18 protein-coding genes and 2 tRNA genes are annotated in these 19690 nt (G+C 71.4%); 18 read left to right on the top strand and 2 right to left on the bottom strand.

Annotated features, from left to right (window positions below; all coding sequences use genetic code 11):
* Positions 1 to 3 precede the first annotated feature (3 nt).
* Genes ABD361_RS09075 through ABD361_RS09065 form a run of 3 tightly spaced genes read left to right on the top strand, consistent with a single transcriptional unit; the run spans position 4 to position 1741 of the window.
* Complete coding sequence (locus ABD361_RS09075) at positions 4 to 861, top strand: immunity 49 family protein (RefSeq protein ID WP_344434351.1); 858 nt, start codon at positions 4 to 6, stop codon at positions 859 to 861.
* Between the two features lie 10 nt (positions 862 to 871).
* Positions 872 to 1351 carry a hypothetical protein gene (locus tag ABD361_RS09070; protein WP_344434350.1) on the top strand — a complete coding sequence of 160 codons (480 nt, stop codon included), beginning with the start codon at positions 872 to 874 and terminating at the stop codon, positions 1349 to 1351.
* 60 nt (positions 1352 to 1411) lie between these two features.
* On the top strand, positions 1412 to 1741 hold the full coding sequence (locus tag ABD361_RS09065; protein ID WP_344434348.1) for a hypothetical protein: 330 nt from the start codon (positions 1412 to 1414) through the stop codon (positions 1739 to 1741).
* Here ABD361_RS09065 and ABD361_RS09060 read toward each other — a convergent pair.
* Positions 1722 to 2513 (bottom strand): ATP-grasp domain-containing protein, encoded by a 792-nt coding sequence (locus tag ABD361_RS09060; protein WP_344434347.1) that lies wholly within the window; start codon positions 2511 to 2513, stop codon positions 1722 to 1724. The two genes, ABD361_RS09065 and ABD361_RS09060, sit on opposite strands and share 20 nt — an antisense overlap.
* 144 nt (positions 2514 to 2657) lie before the next feature.
* Here ABD361_RS09060 and ABD361_RS09055 point away from each other — a divergent pair, with 144 nt between their 5' ends.
* The 13 genes from ABD361_RS09055 (at position 2658) to ABD361_RS08995 (ending at position 17668) form a co-directional block, all read left to right on the top strand.
* The gene (locus tag ABD361_RS09055) at positions 2658 to 3167 is read left to right on the top strand and encodes a hypothetical protein (RefSeq protein ID WP_344434346.1); all 510 of its coding nucleotides are present in this window, start codon (positions 2658 to 2660) and stop codon (positions 3165 to 3167) included.
* A 136-nt stretch (positions 3168 to 3303) separates the two neighbouring features.
* Positions 3304 to 3636, top strand: coding sequence for a hypothetical protein (locus ABD361_RS09050; RefSeq protein WP_344434345.1), 333 nt, complete (start codon positions 3304 to 3306; stop codon positions 3634 to 3636).
* Between the two features lie 21 nt (positions 3637 to 3657).
* Positions 3658 to 3972: a pore-forming ESAT-6 family protein gene (locus ABD361_RS09045; protein WP_344434344.1), complete on the top strand. Its 315-nt coding sequence runs from the start codon at positions 3658 to 3660 to the stop codon at positions 3970 to 3972.
* Between the two features lie 28 nt (positions 3973 to 4000).
* Positions 4001 to 4423 carry a DUF6507 family protein gene (locus ABD361_RS09040; RefSeq protein WP_344434342.1) on the top strand — a complete coding sequence of 141 codons (423 nt, stop codon included), beginning with the start codon at positions 4001 to 4003 and terminating at the stop codon, positions 4421 to 4423.
* Positions 4424 to 4429: 6 nt separating this feature from the next.
* Positions 4430 to 7369 carry a toxin glutamine deamidase domain-containing protein gene (locus ABD361_RS09035; protein WP_344434341.1) on the top strand — a complete coding sequence of 980 codons (2940 nt, stop codon included), beginning with the start codon at positions 4430 to 4432 and terminating at the stop codon, positions 7367 to 7369.
* Between the two features lie 22 nt (positions 7370 to 7391).
* Positions 7392 to 7712, top strand: a complete 321-nt coding sequence (locus ABD361_RS09030; protein ID WP_344434339.1) for a hypothetical protein — start codon at positions 7392 to 7394, stop codon at positions 7710 to 7712.
* Positions 7709 to 8851, top strand: coding sequence for an ADP-ribosylglycohydrolase family protein (locus tag ABD361_RS09025; RefSeq protein ID WP_344434338.1), 1143 nt, complete (start codon positions 7709 to 7711; stop codon positions 8849 to 8851). Before ABD361_RS09030 ends, ABD361_RS09025 begins: the two co-directional genes overlap by 4 nt.
* A gap of 75 nt (positions 8852 to 8926) precedes the next feature.
* Positions 8927 to 9313, top strand: a complete 387-nt coding sequence (locus ABD361_RS09020) for a hypothetical protein (protein WP_425583184.1) — start codon at positions 8927 to 8929, stop codon at positions 9311 to 9313.
* Positions 9314 to 9335: 22 nt separating this feature from the next.
* Positions 9336 to 10703, top strand: a complete 1368-nt coding sequence (gene eccD / locus ABD361_RS09015; RefSeq protein WP_425583183.1) for a type VII secretion integral membrane protein EccD — start codon at positions 9336 to 9338, stop codon at positions 10701 to 10703.
* Between the two features lie 28 nt (positions 10704 to 10731).
* Positions 10732 to 11904 (top strand): MinD/ParA family ATP-binding protein, encoded by a 1173-nt coding sequence (locus tag ABD361_RS09010; protein WP_344434336.1) that lies wholly within the window; start codon positions 10732 to 10734, stop codon positions 11902 to 11904.
* 12 nt (positions 11905 to 11916) lie between these two features.
* A complete protein-coding gene (gene eccCa / locus ABD361_RS09005) occupies positions 11917 to 15909 on the top strand; it encodes a type VII secretion protein EccCa (protein ID WP_344434335.1) in 3993 nt (1330 codons plus the stop codon).
* Positions 15906 to 17324, top strand: a complete 1419-nt coding sequence (locus ABD361_RS09000) for a DUF6177 family protein (protein WP_344434334.1) — start codon at positions 15906 to 15908, stop codon at positions 17322 to 17324. Before eccCa ends, ABD361_RS09000 begins: the two co-directional genes overlap by 4 nt.
* A 149-nt stretch (positions 17325 to 17473) precedes the next feature.
* A complete protein-coding gene (locus tag ABD361_RS08995) occupies positions 17474 to 17668 on the top strand; it encodes a hypothetical protein (protein ID WP_344434333.1) in 195 nt (64 codons plus the stop codon).
* Positions 17669 to 17748: 80 nt separating this feature from the next.
* Here ABD361_RS08995 and ABD361_RS08990 read toward each other — a convergent pair.
* A tRNA-Gly gene (locus ABD361_RS08990) sits at positions 17749 to 17822 on the bottom strand.
* Positions 17823 to 17975: 153 nt separating this feature from the next.
* Here ABD361_RS08990 and ABD361_RS08985 point away from each other — a divergent pair.
* Positions 17976 to 18052, top strand: a tRNA-Pro gene (locus tag ABD361_RS08985).
* Positions 18053 to 18182: 130 nt separating this feature from the next.
* A complete protein-coding gene (tig, locus tag ABD361_RS08980; RefSeq protein WP_344434331.1) occupies positions 18183 to 19553 on the top strand; it encodes a trigger factor in 1371 nt (456 codons plus the stop codon).
* The last annotated feature ends 137 nt before the right edge of the window (positions 19554 to 19690 follow it).

Here is a 19690-nt window from a genome sequence, read left to right as displayed (position 1 = left end):
TTAATGGCTGCCTTGGAACCTCGGCACGAGTTTTCGGCCGACGAAGCGGCACGCCGAGTGGAGCAGCTCGACGCACTTGCCGGTCGATTGATCGACTCCCTTGAGGCTTCGCCGAGTTCCTTCAACCTGGCACTCGACACCTCGCTCACTGCGGCCTTCACCCGCTGCGGCATCGACCCGAAGGCCGAACTGTTCCCGACCTGGGAGGCGTTCGTCTCGGCGATGCAGGTCGGTTCCGCCCTGTTTGTCGCTGCCACCGTGGAAGAGCAGACCGTGGAATGCCGCATCGCGCACGAGGTGCGCACGATCCAGGCCGTCAGTCCGACCTACTTCACGGACGCCGGGAACTGGATCACCGCGTTCTGGCTGGCAGTGGTCTGCCGTGAGCAGGACCGGATGACGGAACTGGCCAAGGTGCCTCTTTCCCTGCTCAGGGAATCCGGCGAATACGACGAGTACATCTACGCCTGGATCGACACGCTCCAGACATGGTGGTTGCAGTCCGGCGATGTCGGCCAGAAGTTGGTCGCTGCCATCCAGGGAACGGATCCGGCCGCCATCCGGATCGCAGATCAGGAGCTGATGCTCAAGATTCTCTACCCGCCGATCAACCTTTTTTACCGGTATGTCATCCAGGACCACGAGGCCTTCAATTCCGAGTTGGCTCAGGCACTCCGGTGGCACAAGGAGTACTGGACGGCGGACCAGGAGCGCATCGTCAACTCCGAGGGGCTGGTGGCCCTCGGTCTGCTGGCCGTGACCTGCCTCGCGCATGACGCCGGCTTCCCCATCGAGGTGGAGTCCGACTACCTGCCGGAAGGCCTCCTGGACCGAGGTTGGCTCGGCGAGTTCGATACGTGAGGTTCCCTCTGTGATCGAGGAGTGCCCGAGGGGTGAAGCTTCCGAGCGGCGGGGGCCGGACCTGGCCGGCTGGGCCGAGGGGGCGCACCGCAACGGGGTGGAGATCGCTCGGATGCTGGGGGTGCCGGACGGCGCGTACGCGGATGACCCGTTGAACCTGCTGCCCGCCTTGCAGAATTACGTGTCCCGCCTGCCGCTGCAGGAGTTCGAGCAGTCGGACTGGGTCACTCTGCACTCGGACCTCACCTCCTACCTTGCCGACGTCCTCATCCGGCGCCGCGAAGCCCGGTGGGAGGCCGTCGTCGATTCGTCGGCCCCCTGGGGGTTTCGCTATGTGGTCGGGGCCACTGGGCTCGATGGGCAGCGGCATCAGGTGGAGCCCTATGCCGTGGTGATGGAGGAATTCAGGAACCTGCCCATCGAAATCACCCGGATGATCGCCAACGCTGAGGTAGCGCTCGGTGTTACGCGCCTCATGACAGACAACTGAGACTGCGATGAAAAGCCGTTTCCGAGACGGTCGACTGTATGCCCCCGAGGGGCAGCGGTCGTGAGGTTTCTCGACGCGCCGGGGCCTGAGTTCCGCCCGGGGGCGGGAGAGGGCCAGTCCGACTCGGCGGAGTTGGCCGACTATCTGCGCGCTGGGCACGTGCTCTTCGCTTCCATGGGCGGCGTCGAGGATGTGCTCGGTTCCGGGGAGTTCGTCCTTGGGGGCGGGTCACTTCTTACTGACGGGGAGTGGGTGTGGCGCGGGGTGCTGTGGTTCTACGTGGAGCGGTACCGCTTTCCGCTTCCTGAGGCGTTCGTGGCGCAGGTCCGGGCAGCTGGTTATCGGGTGCCGGCCGTGGATGCGGAGCGGCTCAGGGTGTTGGCCGGGTGAGGTGGCGGCAGAACGGGGTGTCGCGCGCGGTCAGGCGTGTGCGGGGGCCCGCTGCGCGGAGGACGACATCCAGGGCGCGGTCCGGGGAGGCTGCGTAGCAGTTCGTGAACCAGGGGAGGTTGGCCTCCACCACCGCCCAGCCGTCGGCCAGCAGGCCCACGTCGAGTACCACCGCGCTCGGCAGCGTGTGGGCGTGCGTGCTCAGGACCGTACGGGCGAAGTCCAGGACGGCGGCCTCGTCCGGGTGGCCGGACAAGGGGGCTGCGTCCAGGCGGCCGAAGGTCGCGCACTGGCTGCCCGTGCGGCATTCGCCGTCGAGTATGTAGAGGCGGAACTCCCGTTTCCACGTCACCACGTCGGATACCTGGACCAGGGTCTTCGGGGACAGGTCCGGGCAGGTGCGTGCGAGGTGGGTGCCGTCCTCGTAGACGGCTGCGGGGAAGCTCTTGTCGCTCGGCGGTTTGACGAAGGTCCGCCCCGGTAGGCGGCCGGCTTCCGCCAGGGTGGATGAAGTGATGCGCCGCCGGACGTACGCGTACGGCAGTGTCGTCAGCCAGTCGTCCGCCGGTTCCAGCAGGGCGATGCCCAGGGCGTCGCGTATGCGTGCCGCGAGCTTCGGGCCGCCGAAGTAGTGGGCGCCCGGGCGGCCGTCGGTGGGGGCGGGCTTGGGGAGGGTCCGCACGGGCATGCCGCGGCGGCGGGCCTCGGTTGCCAGGAGCTGGGCCGTCGTCGAGGGCTGTGGGGTGAGAGTGAGGTAGTCCGTCGGCATCATGGGTTCCAAGGATTCCATCAGACCCGTCCGTATTGTCCGGGCGCTTTGCATGTGTATTGCAACGTTGATAGACATGAACGCCTGTACCCGCCGCGAGTCGTGCGCGGTCCGGGATTCTTTGATTGATACGTACGGGGGACATTCGTGGCGACTCCGCCGCAACCGCAGACTTTTCCGCAGTACCAGCACCCACAGCAGCCGGTCGGTTACGCGCCGCCGCAGGCTCACCCGCAGCCGGGATTCGCGCCGGCTGCGCATGATCATCACACCTACTGCCGTATTTGCGGTGGCTTCCCCGCCGTCGATGCGACCGTGCGCGGGCATCAGGGCATTTTGGTCATGATGCGGTTCCTGCGCCTGGAGGGGCCGTTCTGCCGCAATTGCGGAATGTCCGTATGGCGCGACATGACCGGCAAGACGATGGTGCAGGGCTGGTGGAGCCCGGTTTCCCTCGTGCTCTTCACGCCCTTCACGCTGCTGTGGAACCTCGTCGTGCGGGCCCGGATCACCAAGCTGCCGCCGCCCGTGCCGGGGCAGCCGCGGCAGCAGCTCGACCCGGGTGTACCGCTGCGCCAGCGGCCGTACATGCTCGGTCTGCTGCTGCCGGTCGCCTGGGTGGCGTTCATCGTCTTCCAGGCCGTGCGCGGGACATAGCAACACCAACCACACGCCACGGTCTCGTAACAGAGCACCCGTCAGCGGAGCCAGGGCTTTGTGATCACCTTGGTGATGTTGGTAGACATGTTCGAGTCATCGAGTGGCGTGAGAGAGAACTCGGGGGTCTGTGCTCATGAAGTTCGATATGGGCAGTACGACGCTGTCCGGCCTGGTTTCGAAGACGCGGGGTTCGAGTGACGATCTGGGCGGTTTGATCCGCCAGTTGATTGTCGCCGCGCAGCCGTTGGAGGGGAAGTTCAACGGTTCGGGCAAGGCGGCGTTCGATCAGTTCAAGGCGCATTCGGATGAGGTGACGGCGGCGCTGAACAGCTCGCTGAGTGCGATTCTGGGGGGTCAGTCCGGTATGGACTCCTCCTTCGGTCAGGGTGATCAGGAGTCGGCGGACAACGCGCGCCAGCAGATGGCGGCGGCGAACTTCGACGCGGCTCGCTTCTCGGGTCGTTAAGGGAACGGGGGATTCGGAACGATGGCTGGTGCAGGTGCGGACCGCCGTAGCTATGACACGGGTGCGTCCAGTGAGGTGCAGGGTTCGCTGCAGGGCATCATCTCGCGTCTGGAGACGGTGCTGACGGAGCGTGATGGTGCGGTGAAGGCGGCGATGGCCGACTTCCAGGCGGATGGCGTGTCGGACGCGTACCACGACAAGGAGGTGCGCTGGAACCGGGCGGCGACCGAGGTGCGGCAGATCATTCATCTTCTGCGGTCGACGATGGAGAAGAACGACGGTACGGCGCAGTCGACGCTGGCCAAGGCGAAGGCCGCCGTCGACGCCATCGGCTAGCAGTCAGTACGAACGGGGAGGGTCCGGCATGGGCAAGTGGGACATCGACGTGGGCGGTGTGAACTCCGTCCTCTCCGCTACCGGTGAGGTGGCCGGAAAGCTGGAAGGGCAACTCACCTCGTACTCCACCAACATGGAGCACGCCGGCACGCACGCGGGCACCATCGCCGCCGGCGGCAAGGCGCCCGAGGGCGGGGGCGGCCTGGTGGCCGTCGCCCTCGCGGAGTTCGCGCAGAAGACGAAGGGCGACCTGCAGTTCATCGCCGCGCGGACCGGCAAGTCCATGAAGGGCGCCGTCGAGGCGACCAAGGCGTACGTGCACGGCGACGAGCAGATGGCACAGGACGCCCAGAACAACGCCATCAAGGCGCCCACGCCCGAAGAACTCAAGGGCAACCAGGGCCAGCAGGGCGACAAGGGTCAGCAGGGCAAGGGCACAGGAAAGGCGTAGCGGGTCGTGCTCGTACCGGGGGAGATACCGCAGTTCACCGGAAACCTCGCCGAGTTGGAGAAGAATGCGTCCGCTCTGACGAAGAACGCGGGCGACATCCGGGACACGGGCGGTGACGTCCACACCAAGTTCCACGGACTGTCGGCGTTCTATCACGCACCGGAGGCGGAGAAGCTCTTCGCGACGACGCTTCCGGTGCGGGACCGTGCGAAGGATTTCGGCGGCAAGCTGGAGAAGGTCTCCTCCGCGCTGACCGAGTACGCGGCCGAAGTGCGGCCGCTGGCCGAGAAGCTCAAGTCCCTGAAGTCGGAGGCCGAGAAGTTCGTCGCCTCGGTGAAGGGCGACGACGACTGGGACTACGACGAGGACAAGGTCAACCACCAAAAGCGCATCCGCGGTGACATCGACACCACGGTCGCCGCCTTCTACGAGGCCGAGCGGCGTGCCGCCAACAAGATCACGGGGCTTGTCGGCGGTACGCACTTCATCGCGGACGACGGTTCGCACAAGAAGAACATGTACGGCTTCAAGGCCGAGGACATGAAGCACGCCAAGACGGCCTGGGGCGAGCCGGAGGACGAGCGCCACCACTGGTACGAAGTCGGGCACTGGATCAAGTCGTTCGTGTGGGACGGCCTGATCGTCGACGGCGTCTGGGGCACGGTCAAGGGTCTGGGCACCCTGGTCGGCTTCGACGGCTGGGACAACATGAAGAACGCCTGGAAGGGACTGGGCATGCTCGCCGTGGGCGTGGCCGTCTATTCCAGCCCCATCGGCCGCGCCATTCCCGATTCCATGCTGCCGAAATTCGTCCAGGACTCGAAGAAGGTCGCCCGCGAGGCCGGCAAGGCCATGCTGGCCTGGGACGAGTGGAGCAAGAACCCGGCGCGCGCGGCCGGCGCCGTCACCTTCAACATCCTGACCACCCTCACCGGCGCCGGCAACGTCGCCAAGGCCGGCACGGTCGCCAAGGTCGCGAGCGTTGCCGGAAAGATCGGCAAGGTCATCGACCCGATGACGTACGTCGCCAAGGGCGTCGGCAAGGGCATCGAGGGCCTCAAGGTCGCGATCCCGAAGGTCGGCGACATGATGTCCGGCCTCAAGGCGAACCTGGGCAACGGCGCGAAGGTCACGCCGGCCAGCTTCTCGGTGCCGGAGGGCGGCATCGCCGTACCGCACGACCTCTCCGTACCCGTGTCAGTGGCCGACCACTCGGTGAAGCTGCCGGACGGAACGCTTCTGCACGACAACGGCACGATGGTCTCCCCGACGGGCGCGCCCCACACGGAGCCCATCCCGGTCGAGGCTTCCGCCGCCGACCGTGCCGCGCACCAGCAGATCCCCTCGTCCACGGCCACGCCGGTCCACGCGCCTTCGGTGCACGCGGAGCAGCCGGTCGGCGTGCATGCGGGTGCGCATGGTGCGGAGAACGCGGCGCATGCGCCCGGTGCGCACGCTCCGACCATGGACGGTGCGCCGCGCGAGACGCCGGGGCACGGCCCTGTCGGCCCCGGCCCCGGCCACGGCACCCCGGAGGCCGGGCCCGGCCACCACGATGCGCCGGCGGCGGCCCCGCACGGGCACGACGCGCCCGCCACGACTCCGCACGGGCACGATGTGCCCGCGGCGGCCCCGCACGGGCACGACGCGCCCGCGGCGACGCCCCACGGGCACGATGCGCCCGCACACCACGACGCGCCTTCCGGTCACGAGCACGGGCACGACGCGCCTTCGGGTCACGACGCGCCGCACGGTCACGACTCGCCTTCCGACCACGACTCGCCCTCCGGGCACGACGCCCCGCACCACCACGACGCCCCCTCCGGGCACGACGGCGACCACCCCGCCGGTGACCACGGGCACCACGACGGCAACGGCAACACCCACCACGACTCCTCCGCTCCCGAGCGGCCCAGTGAGCTCAGCGGGAAGCACGACCCCCTCTACACCCCGCGCGACCCCGTCCCCCAGCCCTCCACCGCGTCCGCGAGCCACCTCGACATCCGCAACGAGCTCAAGGGCGGGCCCGCCGGGCTGCGGGAGCCGCACGCGATCGACCAGGTGCTGCTGGAGAACGCCGTCCCGCGCGATGCCGCCGGCAACTTCCAGCGCTTCCCCGACCCGACCGACCACTGGGCGCAGCTGCAGAACGACGGCGGCATGTCCGTCCCCGGCCGCAGCAACAACTGTGCAGACTGCCTGCGCTCGTTCCTGGAGACCTGGTACGGCAATCCGCAGGTTTCCGCGCCGCGCACGTGGGACATGCTGCCGGACGGCACACTGGACCGCATGTCGGCCGAGCGGAACTCCACTGCGAACATCGAGCGCTGGGCCGGTGCCTCGTACCACTACGAGGGCAAGGGGCCGGCCTACGAACAGCTGGCGCAGCGGCTGCGCGCGTCCGGGCACGGGTCGGCGGCTGCCATCGCCGTGGCGTGGCCGGCGCCGGAGGGCGGCGTCGCGGCCACGGGCCATGCCTTCACCGCGGTGAACCACCACGGCAGGATCCTGTGGGTGGACACCCAGGCGAAGCTCGTCAGTGACGTTCCCATCCACACGAACGCGGCCGGGGTCTGGTCGATCGTCATGGACGCCAACCGCAAGCCGGTGCCGCCGCTGCCGCAGCACGCCCCGGCCGTACCGACCGTCACCCCGCACCACCAGCCGGTCCAGCAACCGGTTCACCAGCAGCCGGTTCAGCAGCCCGTCCACCCGCAGAGCCCGTACCACCAGCCGGTTCAGCAACCGGTTCACCAGCCGGTTCAGCAACCGGTTCACCAGCCGGTCCAGCAGCCGACGGTGAACCCGTACAACAACAAGCCGGTCCACCCGCAGGTCCCGCAGTACAACCCGTACGCCACCCCGCCGGTGAACCCGTACACCCAGCCCGTCCACCCGCAGCACAACCCCTACGCCACTCCCCACAACCCGACCGCCGCCCAGTAGGAACGTAGGAACGACAACGACGATGTCCTCCCACACCCCCGAATACGCGCCCCGCGTGCCGTCGACGCCCGAGGAGGCCGTGGCCGTCGCGCGCGGCTACTGCCCCGCGACGTGGCCGGACGGCAGCCCGATGGGGCTGGCGGTCCATGAGTTCGACGAGGGGTACCTCGTCTACGCGACCGGCGCGCCGGAGCCGGATCCCACCCGTCCGCCGGAGAACCTCGGTGGCTCGCACGTGGTCATCGCGAAGGACGACGGGCAGGTCAGCTTCGTGCCCAGCTTCCCGTTCGAGCGGGCGATCGAGCTGTACCGCACGCACTACCGCCGCCGCGAGGGCCAGTGACCCCTCCCCTTACCGACCCCCGCACCCACACCCTCCGCGCCCGCATCCGCGGGTGCCTGCTGGGGGGTGCGGTCGGTGATGCGCTGGGGAACCCGGTCGAGTTCCTCTCCCTCGACCGCATCCGTTCCTCCTTCGGCCCCCGGGGCATCACCGGCCCTGTGCCCGCGAGCAATGGCGTCGTCGCCCACGTCACCGACGACACGCAGATGACGCTGTTCACCGCCGAGGGCCTCATCCGGGCCCGGGCGCGGGCGCAGTCGAAGGGCCTCGGTGGCGCAGAGACCGCGCTCGTACGCAACGCCTACCTGCGCTGGCTGGAGACCCAGAGCCACCCGGCCCCGCCCCCGCCGAAGGATGGCGACGACCTCGTGCGCTCGGGGTGGCTGCGGCTGCAGCCGTGGCTGTACGCGCGGCGGATGCCCGGCAACGCCTGTCTGTCGGGGCTGCGGCAGGAGTACGTGCCCGACCCGTACGGTCCGCTCGACGGCTCGCACGGGCCGGTCAACCCCGACTCCAAGGGCTGCGGGACGGTCATGCGCTCGGCGCCCTTCGGGCTGACCGGCCTGCCCGCCCCCGACGCCTTCCGGTTGGCCGCGCACTGTGCGCAGATCACCCACGGCCACCCGACGGGTGCGTACGCCGCGGGTGCCTTCGCCGCGATCGTCCGGCACTTGCTGGACGGGGAGTCGCTGGAGGGCGCGGTGCTGCGCGCCCTCGAACTGCTCGCCCGGCACCGGGGGCACGAGGAGACGAGCGAGGCGCTGCGCCGGGCCCTGGAGCTGGCCGCCGAGGGGGAGCCGGCGCCGGAGAAGGCCGAGCGCCTCGGGGGCGGCTGGGTCGCCGAGGAGGCCCTGGCCATCGCCGTGTACGCGGCCCTGGCCCGTCCCGACTCGGTGGCCGAGGCGCTGCTGCTGTCGGTCAACCACTCCGGCGACAGCGATTCGACGGGGGCTGTGTGCGGCAACCTGATCGGCGCCCTGTACGGTGACGCCGCGCTGCCGGCGGCGTGGTTGTCGCGTACGGAGGGGCGTGCCGTCATCGCCGAGGTCGCCGACGACCTGGCGTACGCGTTCCACGGCACCGGGCCGGTCGCGGACGGTGACCCGGTCTTTCCATACGAGCGTTATCCGCACTACTAGCGACTACTGGCGACCACTAGCGTTGTCCGCGATGTGCGCAGTACGCGGAACTGCAGTACGCGGAACTAGCGGGGAATGATGGCGAAGGATTACGACAGTCAACTGCTGGAGTCCGTCTCGGTACGGCGCCGGCGGATGCGCGACGCCCTGCTCTTCGGGGCCCAGCGGGCGCGGCGCACGGCGGACGAGAAGCTCGGCAAGGTATTCGCCGGAATAGCCATTGCCGCGGTGCTGTGCGCCGGTTGTGTGGGCTGGTCCTTCATCAAGGTCACCCTGGCCAAGCAGAAGGAACAGCAAAAGCAGCAGCAACAGCGGTACGCACCGGCGACACCGGGTCCGTCGGCGAGCGCCGATGCAACCCCGTCCGTTTCGCCGTCGGCGGTACCCGAGCCGGCCGCCTCGCACACGAAAGCGGCGAAGAAGCCGAAAGGAACGCAGAAAGTGACGGAGCCCTCGTCATGAGCCCAGTGATAGGTTCTGCCGCGTGGTGAACGTGGGGGCCAAACAGCGTACGGAATTGAGCAGGGTGACCCTCGTCGGCGATCGCCGCCGGGTGGATCTCGTGCTGCCCGCGGACGAACCGATCGGGCGACTGCTGCCCGACGTCCTGCGGCTGCTGGACGACAGGGTCGGGCAGCGCCCGGCCGCCCGGCATCTGATCACCGCTGACGGAACGGTTCTGCCGCAGGACGGCACCCTCGCCGAGGCGCGGGTGCCCGACGGCGCGCTGCTGCGGCTCGTGCGCGTCGAGGACGCGCCGTCCGCGCCCGTCGTGCACGACGTCACCGACGAGGTCGCCGAGGACCTGGACGTACGGGCCTGGCGCTGGCGGCCCGAGGCGCGGCGGTGGACCGCGAGCCTGGCCACGATCGCCCTCGCGGTCGCCGCCGGCGTGCTCGCCCGCAGCAGCCTGGGAACCGCCGCCGTGGCGGGTCCGCTGACCGTCGTGGCCGTGCTGCTCGCCGTCCTCGGCGCGGTCGCCGCCCGCATGGGCGGGCGCGGCGGGCAGGCCGCCCGCGACCTGGGCACCACCTTGGTGCTGGCGGGCGGCGCCCTGGGCGTCCTCGCCGCGTGGACCGGTGCCGACGCGCACGCCTGGAGCGGCCCGGCCCGGCTCGCCGGCACGGCCGCCGCGCTCGCCGTCACCCTGGCCCTGCTCGGCCTGTTCTCGCCGCTGGGCAAGGGCGGGCTGATCGGTGCCGGCGCGGTCGTGGCGACCGGCGGCGTGTGGGAGGCCGTCGCGCTGGTGCAGGACGACGCGGCCCGCCTGGGCTCCGTCATGGCCGTCGTCTCCGTGGTGGTCCTCGGCCTGCTGCCCCGCCTCGCGCTGATGGCGGCCGGCCTGACCGGCCTGGACGACCGCCGCTCCGGCGGCGCCTCCGTCAGCCGGCACGAGGTGGAGACCGCACTCGCCGCCACCCACCGGGGCCTGGCCCTTGCCACGGTCGTCGTCGCCGCCTCCGCCACCGCCGGCGGACTGCTCGCCGTCACCGCGCCCACGCCCTGGACGGTCGGCGTCGGCGCCGTCCTCGCCGTCGTCCTGCTCTCCCGCTCGCGCGCCTTCCCGCTGGTCGCCGAGGTCGTGGCGCTGCTGGCCGCGTCGCTGGTGCTGCTGGTGCGCCTGGCGGTGCTGTGGACCGACCACGTGCACGGCACCCCGTACGGGCCGCTGGCCGCGCTGTGCGCGGTGGCCGTCGCACCGCTGGCCGTCCTGGCCGTGCGGCTGCCGGAACACGTCGGCGTGCGGCTGCGCCGCGCGGTCGACCTCGTCGAGACCATCGGCGTGATCGCCCTGTTCCCGCTGGCGGTCGGCGTGTTCGGCGTGTACGTGCGCCTGCTCCACCAGTTCTAGTGCGTACGGCAGACCCAGGAGAAACCCCATGTCCCAGGACGATTGGCAGGGCGACGTCCTGCGCAACCTGCGCGACCTGACCAACGACCTCGGCAAGCTCAACAACCTCGGCACGCCCCAGGAGACCCCGCTCCCCACGGACGGCCCGGCACAGGCGAACGGCCCTGCACAGGCGGACGGCCCGGGAAGGAACGCACCGCAGGAGCCGGCCGCGCCGCCGGCCCCCGCGCCGGCCCCGGCGCCCGCGCCCAGGCCGCTGCCGACGCCGGTGACCATGGAACTGCCCCTGCCGCCCGAACTGGTCAAGGGCAAGCAGCTGGCCGGCGACTCGGCGGCCCGCCGCACCTCCCGCTCGCTGCGCCGGCTCGTCGGCTCCTCCGCCACCCGCGAGGTGGAGGAGGCCACCCGCACCGCGCAGGCGCTGCAGCAGCCGCTGACCACCGGCCGGCAGATCGTGGTCACCAGCATCCGCGGCGGCGCGGGCAAGACCACCGTCACCGCGCTGCTGGGACGCACGTACGCGCACTACCGTCAGGACCCGGTGCTGATGCTGGAGGCGGACGCCAGCCTCGGCACCCTGCCCTCCCGGCTGGGCGTGACCAAGGTGCGCTGGACCACCAGCGACCTGGCCCGGATCCTGGACCCCTCGATGCAGCTGACCGACGTCGTCGGCTACCTCGTCCAGCTGCCCGAGCGCGGCTGGCTACTGCCCGGCAGCCAGGGCCGCGTCGGCAACCGGCTGGAACTGGCGGAGTACCGCTCGGCGATGGTGGCGCTGCGGCGCTACTTCGGCATCACCGTCGTCGACTGCGACAGCCTGCCCAGCGAGCTCTCGCGCACCGCCCTGTCGGCCGCCCAGGCCCGTGTCCTGGTCACCCCCGCCACCACCGAGGGCATCACCAGCACCCGTGCCGTCCTGGAGTGGATGGCCTCCGTGCCGCGGCCGCGCATGCTGCCGGGCACCGTGGTCGTCCTCACCTCGGCCTCCCCCCACACGACGCTCGACGTGGCCGCGGCGAGCGAGCACCTGCAGCTGGAGGGGGTCAAGGTCGTCACCCTGCCGTACGACCGGCACCTGGCCGGCGGCGGGCCCATCCGCACCGATCTCCTCGGCCAGGGCACCCGCGAGGCCGTCACCGAGCTCGCGGCCGAAGTCCTCACCCGCGCCATGAGCCGGCGCCCGTCGAGCAGCGACCGATAAGCAGGCGTTTCGATGACCACCCGAATAGTCCACCGCCCCGCCCGCACCACGCGCCCGCTGCCGGCGCCGGAGGCGCGCACCATCGAGCCGCCGCCCAACCTGCCCGAGGGCAAGACCGGCGGCGCCCTGCACTCCCTCATGCCCATCGCCGGCGTCATGAGCTCCGTGATCATGATGACGGTCGTGCGCAACAGCCAGTTCGCCTCGCTCGGCGCGATCGTGCTCGTCGTCACCGTCATCGGCTCGGTGGGCATGCTGCTCTCCCAGCGCGGCAAGGCCCAGCGCACCCGGCGCCAGCAGCGCGAGCGCTACCTGGAGTACCTGGAGGAGCTGCGCGAGGAGCTCGGCGCCGAGGAGCGCGAGCGCCGCGAGGTCGCCCGCGTCCTCGACCCGCCGCCGGAGGCGCTGTACGACATCGTGCGCGACCCCGCCCGGCTGTGGGAACGCCGCCGCCTGGACGGCGACTTCCTGCGCGTGCGCGTGGGCACCGGCCGCATGCCCGTGCGCGAGATCACGGTCGGCCGCCCCGGCGGCAGCGTCCTCACCCCGCCCGACCGCTTCATGCTCAACGAGGCCGGGGCCCTGAAGAACCGCTTCTCCACCGCGGCCGACCTGCCCCTGACCGTCCCCCTCGACCGCGCCGGCAACGTCAGCGTCGTCGGCGACCGCGAGGGCGTCCTGCGCGTCGCCCGCGCCCTGCTCGCCCAGACCGCCGTCACCCACGCCCCCGACGACGTCGCCCTCGCCCTCGCCTGCCCCGGCGACCGCATGGCCGACTGGACCTGGCTGAAGTGGCTGCCCCACACCCTCGACCCCGAGGAGCACGACGGCCCCGTCGCCGCCCGCCGCATCGCCCCCTCCCTGGCCGCCCTCGGCCGCCTCATGGGCCGCGACCTGCGCCAGCGCGCCTCCTACGCCGCCGAGGTGCGCCGCGGCCTGTCCGGCAAGGACGCCCTGGAGATGGCCGGCCGCCTGCTCGTCGTCAGCGACGGCTACGGCGAGGACGCCGCCGAACTGCCCCGCCCCGACGAGGCCGTGCCCCTGCCCGACATGGGCGTGACCGTCCTGCACCTGGTCGCCGAGCGCATCCAGGAACCCGGCCACGTCTCGCTGCGCCTGACCGTCGACGGCGACGAGGTGCGCATCGAGGACCTGCGCCACCCCGAACCCCTGACCTCCGGCGGCACCGTGGACGCGGCCACCGCCGCCGGCGCCGAGGGCCTGGCCCGCCAGCTCTCCCCGCTGCGCCTGTCCGCGGAGTCCCTCGTGGACGCGCCGCTGTCCGGCCCCGTCGACTTCGCCGAACTCCTCGGCATCGACGACCCCGCCGCCCTCGACGTCGCGGCCCTGTGGCAGCCGCGCGGCGAACGCGCCTTCCTGCGCGTGCCCATCGGCGTCAGCGACAGCCGCGAGCCCGTCCTGCTCGACCTCAAGGAGTCCTCCGAACTCGGCATGGGCCCGCACGGCCTGTGCGTCGGCGCCACCGGCTCCGGCAAGAGCGAGCTGCTGCGCACCCTCGTCCTCGCCCTGGTGGCCACCCACCCGCCGGAGGACCTGGCCATGGTCCTCGTCGACTACAAGGGCGGCGCCACCTTCGCGCCCTTCGCCGACCTGCCGCACGTCGCCGGCGTCATCACCAACCTGGAGAACCAGGCCGGCCTCGTCGAGCGCGTCCACTCCTCCCTCGCCGGCGAGGTCCAGCGCCGCCAGCAGGTCCTCAAGGACGCCGGCAACGTCGCCGACATCGGCCACTACGCCGCCCTGCGCGCGACCCGGCCCGACCTCGACCCGCTGCCGCACCTGTTCGTCGTCATCGACGAGTTCGGCGAACTGCTCACCGCCAAGCCCGACTTCATCGACCTGTTCCTGTCCATCGGCCGCATCGGCCGCTCCATCGGCGTGCACCTGCTGCTCTCCAGCCAGCGCATCGAGGGCGGCAAGCTCAAGGGCCTGGACACCTACCTGTCGTACCGGCTCGGCCTGCGCACCTTCTCCGCCGACGAGTCCCGCACCGTCCTCGACACCACCGACGCCTTCAACCTGCCGCCCATCCCCGGCTTCGGCTACCTCAAGGTCGACGTCAGCGCCTACGAGCGGTTCAAGGCCAGCTTCGTCTCCGGCCCCTACCGCGGCCCCGCCCTGCGCGAGACCGAGGACACCGGCCCGGCCGTCCTGCCCTACCCCGACTACAACGACCTCGCCGAGCCCGAGGCGGGCCCCGGCGAGGGCGAGCCGGCCATGCGCCACCGCAACCCCGGCCCCACCACGATGTCCGTCATCGTCGACCAGCTGCGCGCCGCAGCCAGCCCCACCCGGGCCATCTGGCTGCCCCCGCTGCCCAGGGCGGTCTCCCTCGACGTCTCGGCCGGACCCGTGCACTCCGGCGCCCGCGGCATGCAACTGGCCGTACGCCCCGGCTTCATGAAGGTGCCGCTCGGCATCCTCGACGACCCCGCCCGCCAGTGGCAGGGCCAGTGGGTCCTCGACCTCTCCCTCGCCGGCGGCCACGCCGCCGTCATCGGCGGCCCCCAGGCCGGCAAGACCACGCTGCTGCGCACCCTCGCCCTGTCGCTGGCCATGACCCACACCCCGCGCGAGGTCGGCATCTACGGCCTGGACCTCGTCGGCGGCGGCCTGGCCGCGCTCTCCGGCCTGCCCCACGTCGGCGGCATCGCCGGCCGCGCCGACCGCGAGCGCGCCGCCCGTACGGTCGAGGAGGTGCGCGGCATGCTCGCCGCGCGCGAGGAGCTCTTCCGCGAGCACGGCATCGACTCCGTCGAGCGGCTGCGCGAGCTGCGCGCCGAGGGCAAGGTGCCCGAGCTCGCCTCCACCGAGATCGTCCTGGTCATCGACGGCTTCGGCGCCCTGCGCGACGACTTCGCCGAGATCGAGGACGCCGTCACCGACCTGCTCAAGCGCGGCGGCGGCTACGGCATCCACGTCGTGGCCTCCATGCTGCGCTGGAACGACGTGCGCATCGCCACCCAGGCCACCTTCGGCACCCGCGTCGAGTTGCGCCTGAACGACCCCGGCGACTCCAGCATCGACCGCAAGCTCGCCGAGACCCTCGCCCCCGACGAGCCCGGCCGGGTGCTCACCGACGGCAAGCTCTTCGCCCAGACGGCGCTGCCGCGCATCGACTCCCTCGCCTCGACCTCCGAGCTCGGCCCGGCCGTCGAGCAGGCGGCCATGGTCGTCCGGGCCGCCTGGTCCGGCGACGGCGCCCAGCGCGTACGCGTCCTGCCCGCCCGCATCCCCGCGGCCTCGCTGCCCTCGCCGACCGCCGAACCCAACCGGGTGCCGCTCGGCCTGGACCAGACCGCGCTCGCGCCCGTCCTGCTGGACCTCTTCCGGCGCGACCAGCACCTGCTGATCCTCGGCGACAGCGAGTGCGGCAAGACCAACCTGCTGCGGCTCGTCGCCGAGGGCCTGATGGAGCGCTACGGCGACGACGAGCTCGTCTTCGCCGTCATGGACCCCCGGCGCGGCCTGCGCAAGCTCGTCCCCGAGGAGTACCGCGGCGGCTACGCGCACAACTCCCGCCTGTGCGGCGCGCTGGCCACCGGCATCGCCACCGAGCTCGAGAAGCGCATGCCGGACGACCTCGCCGCCCAGGACGCCATGGCGTCCGGCACCTGGTACTCCGGGCCGCGCATCGTCATCCTCATCGACGACTACGACATCCTCACCACCGCCGGCCAGCAGCCGCTGGCGCCGTTCCTGCCGTTCATCCCCTCCGCCCAGGACATCGGCCTGCACTTCGTCGTCACCCGCCGCGTGGCGGGCGCCTCGCGGGCGCTGTACGAGCCGTTCCTGATGACGCTGCGCGAATCCGGCACCACCGCCGTCGTCATGACCGGCGACCGGCAGGAGGGCCAGCTCTTCCCCGGCGTCTACGCGAGCACCCAGCCGCCGGGCCGCGGCACGCTGGTGCGCCGCGGCGAGCCGACCCGGCTGATCCAGACGGCCCTGGCCGACGAGACCGAGGAAGCGGAGCGGGCATGACCAAGGACGTCATCGCGCTGACCGAGCGCATGCCGGACGCCTGGAGCGTCCTGGCCGGCCTGCTCTCGGGCGGCCCCGACCTGCGCGTGCAGACCACCGCCGACGGCGCCGTGGTGCAGCTGTGCGACGAACAGGGACGACCGCTGGTCTCCATCGAGGCGCCGATGCTGCTGCAGGTGCCCGGGGAGGCCGCCCGGCTGCTCGGCGAGGCGGCACCCGCCGGCGACGGGCCGCTGTGGTGGGTCGAGGCCCGCGCCTCCACGGCCGTGCCGGACGCCGAGCGGCTCGCCGGGGTCTTCGCCGCCCGCCTGGCCAAGCTGCTCGGCGGCCGCGTCTGGCCGCCCGGCGCCCCCGGCACCGACGACCCGGGCACCCCGGTCGACGTCTCCGGCGTCACCGCCGTGCCCGCGCCGGCCGCCGCGCAGCCCGCCGTGGACGTGCTCACCGAGCAGGTCGCCGTCGTCCTGCAGGACCGCCCCGTGATCGCCACCACCAGCTGGCTGTCCGAGGCCTGGCGCGCCGCCCTGGCCAGCGACCGCGGCCTGCAGATCGTCACCCCCGGCCACAGCCGCCTCTCCCTGGCCACCCGCACCCTGCTCACCGCCCAGCCCTCGCGCTGGGTCGTGCAGGACGAGCGCGACGGCTACTACGACGGGCTGTCCGGCGCCGTGCTGCGCTGGCAGGACGGAGCCTTCGCCCCGGCGCGCGACGCCGCCGGCGACACGCCGGTGGCCGCCGCCTTCGGCGAGACCGCGCCCACCGGCGAACGCCAGCTGCTGATCACACTGCGCACCCGCCACCAGCCGGACGCCCACCTCGTCCTCGGCGGCGCGGCGGAGGCCGTCTGGCAGCACCTCGCCGGCTGCCTGCCGGCCGGCTGGGGCACCGCCGAGCCCGCGAACCTGCCCTGGTCGCGCCGCCGGCTCACCGACCTGGCCCACGAACGCGCCCCCAGGCCCACCTGGACCGTCCTCGTCGGCGGCCGGGCCCAGGGCACCCTGCGCGTCGTGCGCACGGCCGACGGGATCGAGGAGGACCTCACCGTGGCCGTCGGCTTCGCCGCCGGCGAGGAGCCGCCGCTCGCGGCCCTGCAGGAGCTGGCGCAGGAGCTGACCGCGCGGCACGGGCTGCGCACGATGCTCGCCCAGGTGCGCCACGGCCGGGCCGACCTCACCACGCCGCCGCGCCTGGAGCGGCCGCCGGTGCCGTACGCCTTCGTCCTCGGCGCGCAGGAGGTGCACGGCGTCGGCCGCGCCCACGCCGCCCGTACGCCGCTGCCCGCCGCGGCCGTCCGGCTGGGGCCCGCCGGACGGCCGGGCTACTACTACGTCCTGGGTGACGGAGAGACAGCGGAGGGATGGGAGGCACTGGAGACGCTGATGCGGCACCTGCGCTCGTCCGAGCCGCACTCCTGAGACTGCTGGGATGGCAGTGGCGCCGGGGCGGGGGGACGAACCCTTACTCGTACCCCGATGAATCGTCACGGCATCCCAATACGGGGCGAGTTGGTGGCACGATGGTCGTGGTCCGGGCCGGGTTTTCCCTATCGAAGGTGTGATCAGTTGTGGCCATCTCACTGTCCGTGGTGCTGCTCCTGGCGATCATCCTGGTGGTGATGATCCGAAGCAACAACATCAAGGCGGGGCCCGCGATCGTCGCGATCCTCTTCGGCTTCTTCCTCGCCTCGACCGGCATGGCGCCTTCGATCAACCGTTTCCTCAGCTCGATCGCCCAGACGATCAACGGCATCAAGTTCTGAGGACGCCCTCCAAGGGCGTGCCCTCCGGGGGCGTGTGCCGGATGCACGAACGCCTCCGACCGGAGGTCGGAGGCGTTCCGTGGAGCGGGCGACGGGAATCGAACCCGCGTAGCCAGTTTGGAAGACTGGGGCTCTACCATTGAGCTACGCCCGCGTACGCTGCGCGTGCACCGGAAGGGGCGCGCGGCACGGTGTGCATCGTAGCGGGTCGGGGCGGTGCCCCGCACGCCACCCCCGTGCACCGGTTGCCCTGCGGAAAAGCGGCGTCCGGACGCCCCCTGGGCATGTACCCTACGTCTCGCACTTACGGGGTGTGGCGCAGCTTGGTAGCGCGTCCGCTTTGGGAGCGGAAGGTCGTCGGTTCGAATCCGGCCACCCCGACCAGCAAGATCACATTGGGGCCCCCTGGGGCTTGCGGTTACTATGCAAGCTACGTGTCCGTGTGTCTGTCGACCGGGCGCGATCCGCTGGACATCAGCAGAATCCCAGAAGTCAGCCCCAAGGAGACCGAACCGTGAAGAGCGCCGTGGAGACCCTGAACCCGACTCGGGTTCGGCTCACTGTCGAGGTGCCCTTCGAGGAGCTCAAGCCCAGCCTCGACGCGGCGTACAAGAAGATCAACCAGCAGGTCACGGTGGCGGGCTTCCGCAAGGGCAAGATCCCGGCCCGCGTGATCGACCAGCGCTTCGGGCGCGGTGCGGTGCTGGAGGAGGCCGTCAACGACGCCCTCCCGAAGTTCTACACCGAGGCCGTCAACGAGGGCGAGCTGAACCCGCTGGGTCAGCCCGACGTCGACATCACCGAGCTGAAGGACGGCGAGCTGCTGACCTTCACCGCCGAGGTGGACGTCCGCCCCGCCCTGGAGATCCCGGACTACTCCGGCATCGAGGTCACCGTCGACGCGACCGAGGTCACCGACGAGGACGTCGAGAAGTCCGTCGAGCAGCTGCGTGAGCGCTTCGCCACCACCTCCCCGGTCGAGCGCGCCGCCGCCGAGGGCGACATCGTCACCGTCGACCTGGAGGCCAAGGTCGACGGCGAGGTCCTCGAGGACGGCGTCGCCCAGGACGTCGACTACACCATCGGCTCCGGCCAGCTCCTCGACGGCATCGACGACGCCGTCAAGGGCCTGGAGGCCGGCGGCTCCGCCACCTTCACCTCGCAGCTCAAGGGTGGCAGCGCCGAGGGCAAGGACGCCGAGATCAAGGTCGAGGTCAAGGCCGTCAAGGCCCGCGAACTGCCGGAGCTGGACGACGAGTTCGCCCAGATGGCGAGCGAGTTCGACACGCTGGAGGAGCTCAAGGCCGACAGCCGCAAGCGCCTCGAGCGCATGAAGAAGTTCGACCAGGCCACCCAGGCCCAGGAGAAGGTCCTCGAGGAGCTCCTGAAGCTGGTCGAGGTCCCGATGCCCGAGAAGCTGCTCGAGGACGAGATCCGCACGCGCAAGCACAACCTCGAGCACCACCAGCTCGGCCAGATCGGCATGACCCTCGAGAAGTACCTCGAGATGCAGGGCAAGACGGCCGAGGAGTTCGACGCCGAGCTCAAGGAGCAGGCCGAGAAGGGCATCAAGACCCAGTTCGTCCTCGACGAGATCGTCAACAAGGAGAAGGTCTCCGTCGGCCAGGACGAGCTGACCGAGCACCTGATGCGCCGCGCGCAGTCCTCCGGCATGGCCCCCGACCAGTTCGCGCAGGCCGTCGTCGAGCAGGGCCAGGTCCCGATGCTCGTCGGCGAGGTCGCCCGCGGCAAGGCCCTCGCGACCGTCGTCGAGGCCGCCACGGTCAAGGACACCAACGGCGAGGTCGTCGACCTCGACGAGGCGGACGAGGACGAGGCTGCCGAGGCTGCTGTCGAGGCCGCCGCGGAGACCACGGAGGCCTGAGCCCCCGGGGTCGCCCCTCACCCGCTCGCGTGAGTGAGCGCACGGGCCCGGACGCGTTGCGCGTCCGGGCCCGTCGTGTTTCCCCGGGGCTTGCCGAGGGTTCCCGCGGCCGTGGCTCATGCGCTCAGAGCGAACAG

Origin of the sequence: Streptomyces luteosporeus (genome assembly GCF_039532865.1) — a bacterium.
Classification (GTDB): domain Bacteria; phylum Actinomycetota; class Actinomycetes; order Streptomycetales; family Streptomycetaceae; genus Streptomyces; species Streptomyces luteosporeus.
Note: the sequence above shows the minus strand (reverse complement) of the source record. Positions and strands in the feature narration are given on the sequence as shown.